The organism is Acinetobacter terrae, from assembly GCF_002135195.1.
Taxonomy (GTDB): Bacteria; Pseudomonadota; Gammaproteobacteria; order Pseudomonadales; family Moraxellaceae; genus Acinetobacter; species Acinetobacter terrae.
In genome coordinates, this window is the sequence record NZ_NEGF01000013.1 from 37,979 (window position 1) to 52,543 (window position 14,565).

Here is a 14,565-nt window from a genome sequence, read left to right on the forward strand (position 1 = left end):
ATGGTTTTTTTATTGGATGGTCAATTTGAAGGATGAATGATCAAGTTTTATTGGTGTGTAATGTTTATAATACCGGCGAGATTAATCCAGAGATGAAAGATGTATAAAGGCGTAGCTTTGTCTGTATTGGCATCGGTCACTTTTGGGGTTTTGTATTTCTACACCCAATTCTTAAAGCCTTTAGATAGCGAGCAGACGTTTGCTTGGCGTATGTTAGCCACACTGCCATTTTTAACTTTATTTATGTGGTGGACCGGTGATTTAAAACATATCACGGAAATTTTTAAACGCATTTTCAAGCAACCGACTTTTTTAATCTGGCTGATCATTAGTTCACTTTTATGTACGACCCAGCTTTGGTTGTTCTTGTGGGGACCGATTAATGGGCGTGGTTTGGAAGTCTCTTTGGGGTATTTCTTGTTACCGTTGGTGATGGTGCTCATCGGTTGCGTACTTTACAAAGAAAAACTGTCCAAATGGCAAATTGCTGCGGTGATTTTTGCCAGCATCGGTGTTGGGCATGAACTGTGGCGCATTGGCAGTATTGCCTGGGAAACGGTATACGTTGCCGTTGCCTATCCTATTTATTTCTTTTTAAGACGTGCTTTTAAAACCGACCACTTGGGTGGTTTTTGGTGGGATTTATTTTTAATCCTTCCGGTCACTATTTATTTGGCGACTGTGTATAGCGATTCTTTTACTTTAATTGGGCAATTTCTCCACTTAATCTGGGCCGTTTTAGGATTAGGTTTTTTTAGTGCTTTGGGACTGGGAAGTTATATTCTGGCCAGTCGTTATTTACCCTTTGTTATATTTGGATTGTTAAGCTATTTAGAACCAGTATTACTTGCCTTTGCATCCATTGCTTTAGGTGAAAGGGTGGAAGCGGCAGAATGGTTTACTTATATTCCAATTTGGGTTGCAGTGTTACTTCTGGTTGTCGAAGGTTCAATTCATTTGGTCAAGCAACAGCGGAAGCAAAAGGCTTTAGTTCAAAATCTGGAAAATTATCAAGATCGTTTAAAGTAAGCGGTCTCTACTTTTGTAGTGTTGTTTGATTAAACAACATTTAACAATTTTTTTTTAAAAGCCGCTGAAATAGCGGTTTTAAAATTTTAAAAGCAAAATCATTATAATAATTACAACTATTTTGCCTATTTATAATGAATATAGAGCAAAATATTGCAGTCTGAATCAGCTTTTGATTCAAACTTCCCGACAATTCCTTTACAATTGCGGGGTTTTGAAATTTATGCCTAGATATACAATTAATTAGAGGACGTATCTGTGAGCAAAGACACTATCATCGCCCTACATGCAGAGCACCAAGGTCGCTGGAAAAACCGTGAAGAAATCGCGGAGCATATGATTGCCTTAATTGGTCAGTTATATCGTGAAAAAAACATCGTGACTTCTGTATTCGGTCGTTCTTTAGTTAACCGTTCAGTAATCCAAATTTTAAAAGCGCATCGTCGTACTCGTGTGATGGATGTTGAACTTTCTGTGGTTAACACATTCCCAATTTTAGAAGCATTGGCTAAAATTGAGAAAATCGGTTCTGCTGAAATCGATCTAGGTAAACTAGCTGTTGAATTTAAAGAAAAAGGCGGCGACATCGATGCATTTGTTGCAAATGCAGTAGCATCTTTAAAAGGCAATGCTGAAGTTGTTGCACCTAAAGATGTTGTTCTTTACGGTTTCGGTCGTATCGGTCGTATCCTTGCACGTTTGATCATTGGTCAATCAGGTCTGGGTCGTGGTTTAAGCCTTAAAGCAATCGTTGTTCGTAAATCATCTGATGGTGATTTGGAAAAACGTGCATCTTTACTTCGTCGTGACTCAATTCACGGCCCATTTGCAGGCACAATTTCTGTAGATGAAGAAAACGAAGCAATCATCGCCAACGGTAACTTCATTAAAGTGATTTACGCTTCAAGCCCAAGCGAAGTGGATTACACAGCTTTTGGTATCAATAACGCTTTAGTCATTGATAACACAGGTAAATGGCGTGATGCTGAAGGTCTTGCTGAACACTTGAAATGCCCAGGCGTTGCTCGTGTGGTATTGACTGCTCCAAGTAAAGGCGAAATGAAAAATGTGGTGTATGGCGTAAACCATACTGACATTTTAGATGAAGACAAAATCATTTCTGCTGCTAGCTGCACCACAAATGCAATTACACCAGTATTAAAAGTGTTAGATGACAAATACAAAGTGCTTAATGGGCACGTTGAAACAGTTCACTCTTTCACAAATGACCAGAACTTGATCGACAACTACCACAAGGCAGATCGCCGTGGTCGTGCTGCGACTTTGAACATGGTTATTACTGAAACTGGTGCTGCGAAAGCGGTTGCTAAAGCACTTCCTGCACTTAAAGGCAAGTTGACTGGTAACTCTGTACGTGTTCCTACTCCAAACGTATCACTTGCTATTCTTAACTTAACACTTGAGAAAGAAGTTGATCGTGAAGAAGTGAACGAATATATTCGTCAAATCTCAATCAACTCAAGCCTACAAGGTCAAATTGGTTATACAAATTCGACTGAAGTTGTATCTTCTGACTTTATCGGTTCACGTACTGCAGGTGTATTTGATGCGCAAGCAACAATCACTTCAGGTACTCGCTTAACAGCGTATGTTTGGTACGATAACGAAGTGGGTTATAGCTGCCAAGTATTGCGTATCGCTGAACAAATGTGTGGCGTAAGCTATCCAAAAGTTCCTGCTGAAACAAATGCATAATTTGTAAAGTAGTAAAAAAGAGCTTCATTTGAAGCTCTTTTTTTTGCACTGTAGATGCACTTTCACTCTTCAATATTTAAATTGAACTGATCAGCATACAAATGGGTATAAAGATAGACTTCATTTATTAAGTTAAGATTGCTTTCACTTGATCTTTAATGGGTGTGGTTTTGTGGCCAATGATATTTTCTAAATCTTTGCTCTCACTATACATCGCACCTTTTTCAGTCTGTATATCTGCATCGACAATCACATCTACTAAACCGACAGGTAATCCAGCTTGACTGTAATCTTCAGCAGTTAGGTTTTGATAAGTCACAGCTTTGCCTGAAATTTCAGCAATGTCCTTTGCTAGATCCACCAGGGTAAAACTGGTAGAGCCTGCAAGTTCATACGTTTTATTGCCATGACCTTCAGAGGTTAAAACTTTAGCTGCAGCTTCTGCATAATCTTGACGTGAAGCTGAGCTAATTTTTCCTAAACCCGCAGCACCATATAAAGTGCCGATTTCAACAGTATGAGCAACCGAACCTAAATAGTTTTCGCTATACCAGTTGTTACGTAAGAATGTGTATTTTAATCCACTGTCTTTAATTAAGCGTTCTGTTTCACGATGTTCTTGAGCTAAACCTAAAGGTGATGTGTCTGCATTGAGTAAGCTGGTATAAGCAATATAAGGAACGCCTGCCTGTTTAGCGGCATCGATCACGGCTTTATGCTGTGGGGTGCGACGGCCGACTTCGTTGGCTGAAATAAGTAACAATTTATCAATACCAGACAATGCTGAAGCTAGAGTTTCCGGGGCATCATAATCAAAATGGCGCAGTTCAATGCCTTTTGCTTTTAAATCGGCTTCTTTAGATTCATTTCGAACCAATGCCACTATATTTTCTGCAGCGGTATTTTTTAATAGTGAATGAATAACCAATTGACCGAGTTGACCTGTTGCACCAGTGATTGCAATTTTCATTCTAAGAACCTCTCAATTGTTGGTTTTTTATACTTGATGTTCTGATTTTATTATAGTAGCTTACTTAATGTAAGTACGTACCTGAAAGTAAGTTTATTGCAGTTTGGAGAGAATTGATGAGTAACTATGCAACGAGTCATTTACTTGGACAGGTTTTATCCAATGAGTGTCCTTCACGTGAAATATTTGAACACTTAACCACTAAATGGTCTGTGTTAGTTTTACGCTGTTTAAGTGATGGTGTACATCGTTTTAGCGAGTTAAAACAGCGCATAGAAGGGGTGAGTGAGAAAATGCTGGCGCAAACCTTAAAAGTATTGGAAAAAGATGGTTTTCTGATTCGTACGGTTTATCCTGTTGTGCCGCCTAAAGTGGAATATCAGCTGACTATTTTAGGTGCTCAGGCTGCTGAAAAAATGACAATGCTCATTGGTTGGATTGAACGAAATTTACCTGAGATTTTGGAAAATAAACAACGTGTTGCTAAATAATAAGAGTGAGTTACTTAAATGCCGCATGCAATATTTAGGTGAAGGAATGTTTATTTAAAAGTGCTTGTATATTCAGATAAGTCCAAAAAAATGAATTTTTATAAAATGAGAAAAAGGGCGTTATTTTTCATTAAACCTTTTGTGAGCATAAACTGTAATTTGATATTTCACAAAATGCAAAAATGCAATCTTAGAGGAAGAGGGAATACATTTAAGGAAATCATTTAAATGAAGATATCCCTGCATTATTTTTATCAATTCTGAAATATGTAAGCGTAAATTTTGGATTGAAGTTTATTTAAATGATTAAAATATAAAGTAAGTGAAATTTAACCTAAAAGTAGATTTATATAGCTAAGTAGATGGTTCTTTTTAATTTTTTGATTAGTTCATTCAACGAAGCCAAGTAATATCCTCTCAGTTCAAGCCAAATTCATCTTAACAATACTAAAAATCATGTAATGCTGAATAATTCTATTCGAGAAATTTTGTAAAATATGGCAGAATATGCGGTTTTAAAGTATTTAGAGGATTGGCAATATGCGCTTTGTTGATGAAGCAGTCATTACCGTAGAGGCTGGCGACGGTGGCAATGGCGTAGCCAGTTTTCGCCGTGAAAAATTTGTACCATTTGGTGGTCCAGATGGTGGTGATGGTGGTCGTGGCGGTAACATCTATGTTGAAGCCGGTAACGACACCACTACCCTTGTAGATTATCGTTATACACGTAAATTCCGTGCAGAACGTGCTAAAAATGGTCGTGGTGCGAACTGCTCAGGCCGTGGCGGTGAAGACACCGTATTAAAGGTTCCAGTAGGAACAACAATTGTCGATACAGAATCAGGCGATATCATTGGCGATTTAGTGGCTGATGGTCAGCGTGTATTGGTGGCAGCAGGCGGTGAAGGTGGTTTGGGTAATACTCACTTTAAATCATCTACAAATCGCTCGCCACGGAAGTGCACAACGGGTACCAAAGGCGAATACCGTGAAATTCGTTTAGAGCTTAAAGTTCTTGCGGATGTTGGTTTGCTCGGTATGCCAAATGCAGGTAAATCGACCTTTATTCGTGCAGTATCGGCAGCAAAACCTAAAGTTGCAGATTATCCATTTACCACGATGGTTCCAAACCTTGGTGTGGTCGATGCGGACAGTCATCGTTCATTTGTGATGGCAGATATTCCAGGATTAATCGAAGGTGCGTCAGAAGGTGCGGGACTGGGTATTCGTTTCCTTAAACATTTGGCACGTACCCGTATTTTGTTGCATATTGTTGATGTTCAACCGATTGATGGTTCAGATCCTGTTCATAATGCACATGCAATTTTACAAGAGTTGAAGAACTTCTCTCCAACTTTGGCAAAATTGCCAGTCGTGTTAGTGCTGAATAAAGTTGACCAACTCGATCAGGACACCAAAGAAGAATGGTGTAAACATCTTCTGGAAGAAATGCATTGGGAAGGTCCGGTATTCCAAACTTCTGGCTTAATGTCGGAAGGAACGAAAGAAGTTGTTTATTACCTGATGGATCAAATTGAACAACAACGTGAACGCGAAGTTGAAGATCCTGAATACGCAGCAGAAATGAAAGCATTCCGTGATCAGCTTGAAGCTGAAACACGTGAACAGACCATCGCAGCGAAAGAAGCTTATCGTGAAATGCGTCGTCAACAACGTCTTGCTGGTCTATTGGCTGAAGAAGAAGACGATGAAGATGATGAAGACGACGATAACGATGTGGAAGTGTTTTACGTACGTTAAGCTCTTGGGATAGAGTACTGAGGACAAGATGATAGAAGTGGTAGATGGGCAACGTCAGCTCAAGGGTTGTAAACGAATCGTTGTTAAAATCGGATCATCTTTACTCACGGCAAATGGGCAAGGTTTAGATTTGGATGCAATTTCGCATTGGGCGGAACAAATTGCGGATCTACACAATGCAGGACACGAGATCATTCTCGTGTCTTCAGGTGCTGTGGCTGAAGGTATGGTTCGGATGAAATTGTCGAATCGACCCACTGATTTACCGAGTCTTCAGGCATGTGCTGCTATTGGTCAAATGGGCTTGATTCAAACTTGGTCCAGTGTATTAGAAAATCATTCTATTCAAACAGCTCAAGTTTTATTGACTCATGATGATTTGGCAGACCGTCGTCGTTATTTGAACTCTTGCGATGCTTTGCAACATTTAATTGATTGGCATGTGATTCCTGTCATTAATGAAAATGACACGGTATCGACTGACGAAATTCGCTTTGGTGATAACGACACCTTGGCCGCTATGGTCGCAGGTCAGGTTCATGCAGATTTGTTGATTATCTTAACCGATCAGCAAGGCATGTTTGATTCTGACCCGCGTTCTAATCCAAATGCAAAACTGTTCCATACGGTTCGTGCTTTGGATGAAAGCCTGTTCGATATGGCCGGTGGCGGTGGAAAATTTGGTCGTGGCGGTATGTTGACCAAAGTTCGTGCAGCACGCTTGGCAGCCAAATCAGGTTGTCCAACCCTGATCGCCAGTGGTGAAAGTGACAATGTGCTTGCACGCTTAATGTCTGGTGAATTGCTTGGAACATTGTTTATTACCGATAATGACCGTATTACTGCACATCAGCAATGGTTGGCTGCGCATCTGCAAACTGCAGGCCGTTTAGTCTTGGACGATGGCGCAGTGAAAGCGATTAAAGAAAACCATCGCAGTTTATTGCCTGTTGGGGTAAAAGCGGTGGAAGGTCATTTTGAGCGTGGCGATGTGGTTGAATGTGTTGATTCACATGGTGGTCGTGTTGCTGTGGGTCGTGTCAACTTTAGTTCGCGTTCGGCTGAAATTGTGAAGGGTTTATCTTCAGATAAAGTACATCAGGTTTTAGGTGAAGCGCGTTCACTGGAAATGATTCATCGCAATCATATGGCGATTTATTAAGAGTTTATGTATTAAAAAAATCCCGCTTAAGAGCGGGATTTTTTTATGTGTGAATTTTCTGAAATTTAAAAAGGGAAGTCTTTTCCCTTGTGAACTCAGTATATATTCTGAGGATTCTTATCTCCTAAAAGGAGAGGGGGGAATGCTTTAAAGCTTCCTCTCCCTGAGGGAGAGGGAACTTCCCTCAAGAAAATAAATACTTCATAGAAAAACTGTTCTCTTGTTGAAAAAGAGAGGAAGCTATAAAGTCTTATTTAAACTGAATCGTACCATTCGCATTGACAGTAATTTTAGATTCACCCGCTGCTACGTCTTGAGCATCGGCAGCTTCAGCACCTGAAAATTTCGCCATATTGGCACGCATCATGACCGGTTGCGGGTACTGACCGCTGGTATTTAAATTGAGATTAACCAGATTATAACCCGATTTACTCCATGCCTGACTCAGCATTTGTGCACGTTGCTGGAAGTTTTTTGAAGCTTCAACCATCAGCTCATTTTCAACTTTTTTACGTTGCGCATCTGAAACGTTAAAGTTAATTGATTGAGTCTGGAAGTTTTGTTGAAGTTCACCGATTAATTGGCTCGCGGCTTTAAAGTCAGTACTTTCAATTTGAATTTCTGCACGACCACGCCATTCTTTCAACTTGCGGCTATCATTGTCATAAATTGGATAAGTGGTTTGAGAGCCTGTTTCTACTTTAACTTGTGGATATTTTTTTGCTAAAGCCATGGCTTGATTCATTAATTGCGTGATTTGTGATGCAAGTTCAGCAGGTTGTTTGTTGCTTTTTTCAATGTATAAAACAGCATGCATTTCATCATTCGACACTTGGCGTGCAGCTTCTGCTTGTACATTGACGACGTTGTAATTAAGTTGTTCATTTTGTTGAGCAAAGGCAGTTGCACTGAAAGCAGAAGCTAAAACCAGAGTGGAGAGAGTTAAGTAACGCATTTTTTTAGCCTATTTTTGTAAGTAAAATTTGAATCTATATGAGTGATATTAAACGGTGTTTATGGTGAATTTTAGTAGAGTTTGTGGTGGGATTGTAAAAGCAAGCTCAAAAAATAACCTTCATTTTTATTTATGAAATTTAAGAAAAATTATGCACTTATAACTTAATTTGCAAGCAGTTTTACTTTACTACACGACTTTATCAATAAAAGCATAAGAAAATGAGGTTTTCTTTCCCCTGTCACAATGTAAGATGATAATTCAACCTCTAGATTAGCTTGATATTTTTTTTGATGAATTAGGACGGATAAAGTGCCGAAAGTTGTTTATTTTTTAGAAAAATTCGGTATCATCCGCCCTCTAGTTATGACAAATAAATTGAAGTCTAACTAGAACTATAAAGCACCGAGTCAAAAGACCGCAAGTCACCCGACTTATTTCTTTTAACCCATATCAGAGATGGTAATTCGATATGAGCGTTTCTTCTGTAAATCCTGCCCCTAAGTCTACTAACGAATACTATTTGACTCGCCAAAGCCAGATGGAATCCAATGTTCGTAGCTATCCACGTAAATTACCGTTAGCGATAGCAAAAGCCTTAGGCTGCTGGGTTACTGATGTTGAAGGTACTGAGTACCTCGATTGTTTAGCTGGGGCAGGGACATTGGCTTTAGGCCATAATCACCCTGCGGTCATCCAAAGTATTCAAGACACTTTAGCAAGTGGCTTGCCATTACATACTTTAGATTTAACAACGCCTTTAAAAGATGCTTTTACTGAAGCACTACTTGAGCAATTACCAGGTGGTAAAGCTGAGTATTGTCTACAGTTCTGTGGCCCGTCTGGTGCAGATGGTACAGAAGCAGCAATTAAATTAGCAAAAACCTACACAGGTCGTAGTACTGTGATCAGCTTCTCCGGTGGCTATCATGGGATGACGCATGGCGCTTTAGCCATGACAGGTAACTTGTCTGCTAAAAATGCGGTAAATGGCTTGATGCCAGGCGTACAGTTTATGCCATATCCGCATGAATACCGTTGCCCATTAGGTCTTGGCGGTGAAGCAGGGGTAGATGCTTTAACTTACTTCTTCGAAAACTTTATTGAAGATGTAGAAAGTGGTGTAACTAAGCCAGCAGCCGTGATTCTTGAAGCGATTCAAGGTGAAGGCGGTGTGGTTACAGCGCCAACCAAATGGTTGAAGAAAATCCGTGAAGTGACTGAAAAACACAACATCGTGCTTATTCTTGATGAAGTTCAAGCCGGTTTTGCCCGTTCAGGCAAAATGTTTGCTTTTGAGCATGCAGGGATCGAGCCAGATGTGGTTGTGATGTCAAAAGCAGTAGGTGGTAGCTTGCCGCTTGCAGTGCTTGGTATTAAACGTAAGTTTGATGCTTGGCAGCCTGCTGGTCACACCGGTACTTTCCGTGGTAACCAATTGGCGATGGGTACTGGTCTTGCAACAATCAAAACCATTAAAGAACAAAATCTTGCGCAAAATGCACAAGAACGTGGTGATTTCCTGCAAGCTGAATTGAAAAAACTGGCAGTTGAATTCCCATGTATCGGTAACGTGCGTGGTCGTGGTTTGATGATTGGTGTTGAAATCGTGGATGAACGCCAACAAGCAGATCACATGGGTTCATTACCAGGTGATTCTCAATTGGCTGCTGCGATTCAAACTGCATGTTTCGACAACAAATTGTTGCTCGAAAAAGGTGGTCGTAACGGTACAGTGATTCGTTTACTTTGCCCACTCATCATCACGCATGAAGAATGTGTTGAAGCGATTGCTCGCTTTAAGAAAGCAATTGCTGAAGCGCTTATTGCTACTCGAGGCGCATAATACATGGTAGATTTTGCAGAACACCGTAAAGCGTTATTCTGCAATGATGCAGGTTCTATTGCTGACTATCAGTCAGCAATGGACGAAGCGGTAAAAGCCGTTTCAGCATGGTTGCAAAACGACAAAATGTACACTGGCGGCAGCATTAAAGAGCTACGCAGTGCAATTGCATTTCATCCTTCAAAAGAAGGCATGGGGCTACATAAATCTCTTGAGCGTATGGTTGAGCTTTTCTTAAATAAAAGCTTGAAAGTACATCATCCGAATTCACTTGCGCATTTGCATTGCCCGACTATGGTCGCTAGCCAAATTGCAGAAGTGTTGATTAATGCAACCAACCAGTCTATGGACTCATGGGATCAAAGTCCTGCAGGTTCATTGATGGAAGTTCAGCTTATTGACTGGCTACGTCAAAAAGTCGGTTATGGTGCAGGTCAGGCAGGTGTATTCACCTCTGGCGGTACGCAATCGAACTTGATGGGTGTATTGCTTGCGCGTGATGCTTGCATCTCGAAAAACTGGAAAGACGAAAACGGTAATCCGTGGTCTGTACAGCGTGATGGGATTCCTGCGGATGCTATGCGTAATGTCAAAGTGATTTGTTCTGAAAATGCACATTTCTCTGTGCAAAAGAACATGGCGATGATGGGCATGGGTTTCCAGTCTGTGGTGACTGTTCCAGTGAACAAAAACGCACAGATGGATGTTGTTGCTCTCGAGCAAACCATGGCACAGCTACAAGCGGAAGGCAAAATTGTTGCATGTGTGGTTGCGACCGCAGGTACAACTGATGCCGGTGCGATCGATCCATTAAAAGCGATTCGTGACATCACTAACAAGTATGGCGCGTGGATGCACATCGACGCAGCATGGGGTGGGGCACTGATTCTTTCGAATGAGTTTCGTTCAATGCTCGATGGTATCGAGTTGTCTGATTCAGTAACTTTGGACTTCCATAAGCATTATTTCCAAACCATTTCTTGTGGCGCATTCTTGTTGAAAGACGAAGCGAACTACCGTTTCATGCATTATGAAGCTGAGTACTTAAACTCTGCTTATGATGAAGAGCATGGTGTTCCAAACTTGGTGTCTAAATCATTACAAACAACCCGTCGTTTTGATGCGTTGAAATTGTGGATGACGGTTGAGGCACTCGGTGAAGAGCTTTATGGTTCGATGATCGACCATGGTGTGAAGTTGACCCGCGAAGTGGCTGACTACATCAATGCAACTGCTGGTTTAGAGATGCTGGTTGATCCGCAATTTGCTTCTGTATTGTTCCGTGTGATTCCTGAAGGCTACCCAACAGAATTGCTTGATACACTCAACCAGAACGTTGCAGATGAATTGTTTGCACGTGGTGAAGCGAATATTGGGGTAACTAAAGTGGGTGATGTTCAATCATTGAAGATGACTACACTCAGCCCTATTGCAACTTTAGATAACGTGAAGAATCTTTTACGCTTAGTGCTAGAAGAAGCTGATCGTATCAAAGGTCCAATTCAAGCCGGTACATATAAACCTGCCATCGACTAATCGATGTAGTTGTTTATTGTATTAAAGAAAAGGAGATCAATTGATCTCCTTTTCTTATTGTGGGTGTGATTTTTGACTCTACTTAATAAATTCATGTGACGGCACAGTCTCATATTTCAGTAAAAGTTTAAATTGAGTTGCGTAGGCGAATGTTACTTTGAAGGATCAAAGTAACCAAAATCCTTTGTTGCACTGAAGGGATGTCCTTATCCCTCAGTGCAACAGCGACATCCATGTCGCTAATCGCGATAGTAAATACTAAGATAGTGTCGATTTTAAGCATTTTGGAATCATTTTAAGATTGATACTCGTAAAAATTTAGGCCGCAAAGAGTGGACTAAATCCCATTTTCCTAAGTAGTTTTCGGTACATACTCGAACTGCGATCTGCTGGAAAGTGAGCTTCTAATGATAAATCTAGTGGCAAATATTCAGGTTTTTGATTTTCTACAATCAAGCGATCTTCCTCAAAAATTTTTAAATTAAACTCGTAAGCATCTTCAACCGGTAAGTCTTTGTCATAATTTCGGCAAATCGGTGCAAATAGCCGCGTCGAACGCACGGTCATTGGAGATGCAGCATTCATAATGACTTGCTTCGCATCATTCGGGAAATGAATCGTCAGTGTTGCAGTAAAGGGTAGAGTGATTTCAAAATGTCTGAGCCATTTAAAGTCTTGCTGACCACGTTGATCTAGTCCAATCGGATAACGTCCAACACCACTAATATAATCCGCAGAAAAGCCATATTCCGTTTCAGTCGTTGTATAGTCAGGTACTTCTACATTATCCGAATCGCCAAAAGTATCTGGATGCACCCAGGCAAAATGCGCTACATCAATAAAGCCTTCGAGCTGTCTTCCTGCAAAGCAGTTAATGTCTACTTGAGGACAAACCAGTTGCTGATATTCAGCATCTTCCCAAAAGGGCATGACTGGAATATTGGGTTCAGCAGCTTTTGCCGCAGTCAGCGAACACCAAATCAAACCATAACGTTCCACCGCAGCATAAGTTTTTAGATTAAAGCGATCTGAAATTTTGTGTTGAGGATGGGCAGGAATGCGGTTACATTTACCCTCACTGCCAAATCGTAAACCATGATAACGACAGACTACGCCTTGACCATCATTTTTTCCCAAGCTTAACGGGACACCCCGATGAGGACAGGCATCTTTAGCCACAATCAGATCTTCACCCATTTTATAAATCACAAGTGGCATATCTAGCAGCATGGTTCCTGTTGGCTGGTCGGTAATATCAGGGGCAAGGGCAATCGGATACCAATGTTGCGCTAATAAATGCCAGTCATGTTCCTCAAATGTCATATGTACGGGTAAATCAGGATTAAAAGTGGCAATGTTTTTACTATTCATAACTGAATCTTTTTCTTGATCTTGAGTTTGAATATAAAACAGCGCCCCATTCTATGAAATTTCAATTAACTTGATCGGTGATTGCAAAAATTAGAACAGTGAGACGATATTGAAAATAAAATGAGTGAAATGAACATACGTCATCCTGCTTTATTGGGATAGGTATATATACATTTGCAACTGAATAAGGTCATTCTAGTATCATTAAAAGAGCTTTTTTAGACCATTCTTTTGTCAGTAAAAAAATGAATTAGATGCCAGTTTCGAGTTCAAAAAATAAAATAGATATGAAGTAAATCGGTCAAAATGATGAGACACATAAATCAATGATGAAATAATAAGCAATGATTTTTAATGACAGTAAATGAATTATTACAATTGTAATGCTGCAAAAATAAAAAATTAATCAGATTAAATGTGAGGTTATTTATTGATTTATATCAATTTATAATTATAAAAAAAAGGCTGTTTCAATTATCATTAAAACGTCACATAGCTGTAACTTCTTTGTCATATTATAAAATCAAAATGCAACTATCGAAAAAGTACAAAACTTTATAAAAAAGTAGCGTACTTCAAAATTGCATCTAATGAAGAGAGAAAAGAATGCGCTTAAATCACATCGCACTTGCTTTAGCAATTTCAGGGGCAGCTGTAGCAACAACAGCAAATGCAGCTCGTGACACCATCCAGATCGCTGGTTCTTCAACTGTTCTACCTTATGCAAGTATTGTAGCAGAAGAATTTGGTAACACTTTTCCGCAGTTTAAAACACCTGTTGTAGGTTCTGGTGGTACATCTGGCGGTTTGAAGCAATTCTGTCAAGGCGTGGGTGATAACACCATCGACATCGCTAATGCATCTCGTAAAATTAAAGATTCTGAATTAGCTGCATGTAAAAAAGCAGGCGTGAATCAAGTGATTGAAATTAAAGTGGGTTATGACGGTATTGTATTTGCATCTAATTCAAAGAAAGCCTCTTATAAATTACGTCCACAACATGTATTTGCAGCGCTTGCAGCAGAATTACCTTCGAATGGTAAATTGGTTGCAAACCCGTATACACGTTGGAACCAAATTGACAAATCACTTCCAAATGAACCAATTACATTGGTAATTCCAGCATCTAACCACGGTACACGTGAAGTGTTCCAGGAAAAAATGGTTGAAGCAGGTTGTGAATCTTACGCATATTTCAAAAATTTAGATAAAGATGCACAGAAGAAAGCATGTTCTACTTTCCGTAAAGACGGCAAAGTGATTGAAATTGCAGGCGACTATACTGAAACACTGGCACGTTTAAAAACTTCGCCAAGTGCGGTAGGTGTATTTGGTCTAGGTTTCTATGATCAAAACCGTGACAAATTACGCGTAGCGACAGTAAACAATGTTGTGCCATCAGAAAAAACGATTCTGAATGGTTCTTACCCAGTATCACGTCCATTGTACTTCTACGTGAAAGGTGAACACCTTAAATCAATCAAAGGTTTACAACAATATTCTGAATACTTCTTAAGTAAGAAAGTTTCAGGTAAAGGTTCTAAGCTGGAAAAAGCGGGTTTGATTTCAATGTCTGATAAAGAACGCGCAAACACTCTTGCAGCTTTGAAAGCTGGTAAAGCGGTTAAGTAATTAGGATGAACGAGCTGGTGCTAGATAATTTCTAGCATCGGCTTTTTTGCAAAGACAAGGTTTTTTCAAAGCATGAAAATTGAAAAAATGCCGGAG

11 protein-coding genes are annotated in these 14,565 nt (G+C 40.0%); 8 read left to right on the forward strand and 3 right to left on the reverse strand.

Translation table 11 applies throughout. The features are described from left to right. The first annotated feature begins 99 nt into the window (after positions 1–99). Positions 100–1,029: an EamA family transporter RarD gene (rarD, locus tag B9T23_RS13375; protein WP_086194468.1), complete on the forward strand. Its 930-nt coding sequence runs from the start codon at positions 100–102 to the stop codon at positions 1,027–1,029. Positions 1,030–1,287: 258 nt separating this feature from the next. Next, positions 1,288–2,745 (forward strand): glyceraldehyde-3-phosphate dehydrogenase, encoded by a 1,458-nt coding sequence (locus tag B9T23_RS13380; RefSeq protein WP_067725048.1) that lies wholly within the window; start codon positions 1,288–1,290, stop codon positions 2,743–2,745. A gap of 127 nt (positions 2,746–2,872) precedes the next feature. On the opposite strand, the gene B9T23_RS13385 is transcribed toward B9T23_RS13380, so the two are convergent. Beyond that, on the reverse strand, positions 2,873–3,715 hold the full coding sequence (locus tag B9T23_RS13385) for an SDR family oxidoreductase (protein WP_086194469.1): 843 nt from the start codon (positions 3,713–3,715) through the stop codon (positions 2,873–2,875). 116 nt (positions 3,716–3,831) lie between these two features. Between B9T23_RS13385 and B9T23_RS13390 the strand changes: the two genes are divergently transcribed. The 3 genes from B9T23_RS13390 to proB all read left to right on the forward strand — a co-directional run bounded on the left by B9T23_RS13390 (position 3,832) and on the right by proB (position 7,129). Beyond that, positions 3,832–4,206 (forward strand): winged helix-turn-helix transcriptional regulator, encoded by a 375-nt coding sequence (locus B9T23_RS13390; protein ID WP_086194470.1) that lies wholly within the window; start codon positions 3,832–3,834, stop codon positions 4,204–4,206. Between the two features lie 540 nt (positions 4,207–4,746). Continuing rightward, positions 4,747–5,967, forward strand: a complete 1,221-nt coding sequence (cgtA, locus tag B9T23_RS13395; RefSeq protein WP_086194471.1) for an Obg family GTPase CgtA — start codon at positions 4,747–4,749, stop codon at positions 5,965–5,967. Positions 5,968–5,995: 28 nt separating this feature from the next. Further along, positions 5,996–7,129 carry a glutamate 5-kinase gene (gene proB, locus B9T23_RS13400; protein WP_086194472.1) on the forward strand — a complete coding sequence of 378 codons (1,134 nt, stop codon included), beginning with the start codon at positions 5,996–5,998 and terminating at the stop codon, positions 7,127–7,129. Positions 7,130–7,379: 250 nt separating this feature from the next. Here the strand turns inward: proB and B9T23_RS13405 are convergent, their stop codons facing one another. Further along, positions 7,380–8,084, reverse strand: a complete 705-nt coding sequence (locus B9T23_RS13405) for an SIMPL domain-containing protein (protein ID WP_086194473.1) — start codon at positions 8,082–8,084, stop codon at positions 7,380–7,382. A 472-nt stretch (positions 8,085–8,556) separates the two neighbouring features. On the opposite strand from B9T23_RS13405, the gene B9T23_RS13410 reads away from it, so the two are divergent. Both B9T23_RS13410 and B9T23_RS13415 read left to right on the forward strand, forming a co-directional pair. After that, positions 8,557–9,930 (forward strand): diaminobutyrate--2-oxoglutarate transaminase, encoded by a 1,374-nt coding sequence (locus B9T23_RS13410; protein WP_086194474.1) that lies wholly within the window; start codon positions 8,557–8,559, stop codon positions 9,928–9,930. A gap of 3 nt (positions 9,931–9,933) precedes the next feature. Continuing rightward, positions 9,934–11,466: a pyridoxal phosphate-dependent decarboxylase family protein gene (locus B9T23_RS13415; RefSeq protein ID WP_086194475.1), complete on the forward strand. Its 1,533-nt coding sequence runs from the start codon at positions 9,934–9,936 to the stop codon at positions 11,464–11,466. 318 nt (positions 11,467–11,784) lie between these two features. On the opposite strand, the gene B9T23_RS13420 is transcribed toward B9T23_RS13415, so the two are convergent. Beyond that, complete coding sequence (locus B9T23_RS13420; RefSeq protein ID WP_086194476.1) at positions 11,785–12,837, reverse strand: aromatic ring-hydroxylating oxygenase subunit alpha; 1,053 nt, start codon at positions 12,835–12,837, stop codon at positions 11,785–11,787. A 606-nt stretch (positions 12,838–13,443) separates the two neighbouring features. Here B9T23_RS13420 and B9T23_RS13425 point away from each other — a divergent pair. Continuing rightward, a complete protein-coding gene (locus B9T23_RS13425) occupies positions 13,444–14,469 on the forward strand; it encodes a substrate-binding domain-containing protein (protein WP_086194477.1) in 1,026 nt (341 codons plus the stop codon). Positions 14,470–14,565: the final 96 nt, after the last annotated feature.

Excerpts from the sequence above, each read along its gene's own strand:
- B9T23_RS13390 (WP_086194470.1), top strand. The coding sequence starts at position 3,832 with ATGAGTAACTATGCAACGAGTCATTTACTTGGACAGGTTTTATCCAAT.
- B9T23_RS13410 (WP_086194474.1), top strand. The coding sequence starts at position 8,557 with ATGAGCGTTTCTTCTGTAAATCCTGCCCCTAAGTCTACTAACGAATAC.
- cgtA (WP_086194471.1), top strand. The coding sequence starts at position 4,747 with ATGCGCTTTGTTGATGAAGCAGTCATTACCGTAGAGGCTGGCGACGGT.
- B9T23_RS13415 (WP_086194475.1), top strand. The coding sequence starts at position 9,934 with ATGGTAGATTTTGCAGAACACCGTAAAGCGTTATTCTGCAATGATGCA.
- rarD (WP_086194468.1), top strand. The coding sequence starts at position 100 with ATGTATAAAGGCGTAGCTTTGTCTGTATTGGCATCGGTCACTTTTGGG.
- B9T23_RS13385 (WP_086194469.1), bottom strand. The coding sequence starts at position 3,715 with ATGAAAATTGCAATCACTGGTGCAACAGGTCAACTCGGTCAATTGGTT.
- proB (WP_086194472.1), top strand. The coding sequence starts at position 5,996 with ATGATAGAAGTGGTAGATGGGCAACGTCAGCTCAAGGGTTGTAAACGA.
- B9T23_RS13405 (WP_086194473.1), bottom strand. The coding sequence starts at position 8,084 with ATGCGTTACTTAACTCTCTCCACTCTGGTTTTAGCTTCTGCTTTCAGT.
- B9T23_RS13420 (WP_086194476.1), bottom strand. The coding sequence starts at position 12,837 with ATGAATAGTAAAAACATTGCCACTTTTAATCCTGATTTACCCGTACAT.
- B9T23_RS13425 (WP_086194477.1), top strand. The coding sequence starts at position 13,444 with ATGCGCTTAAATCACATCGCACTTGCTTTAGCAATTTCAGGGGCAGCT.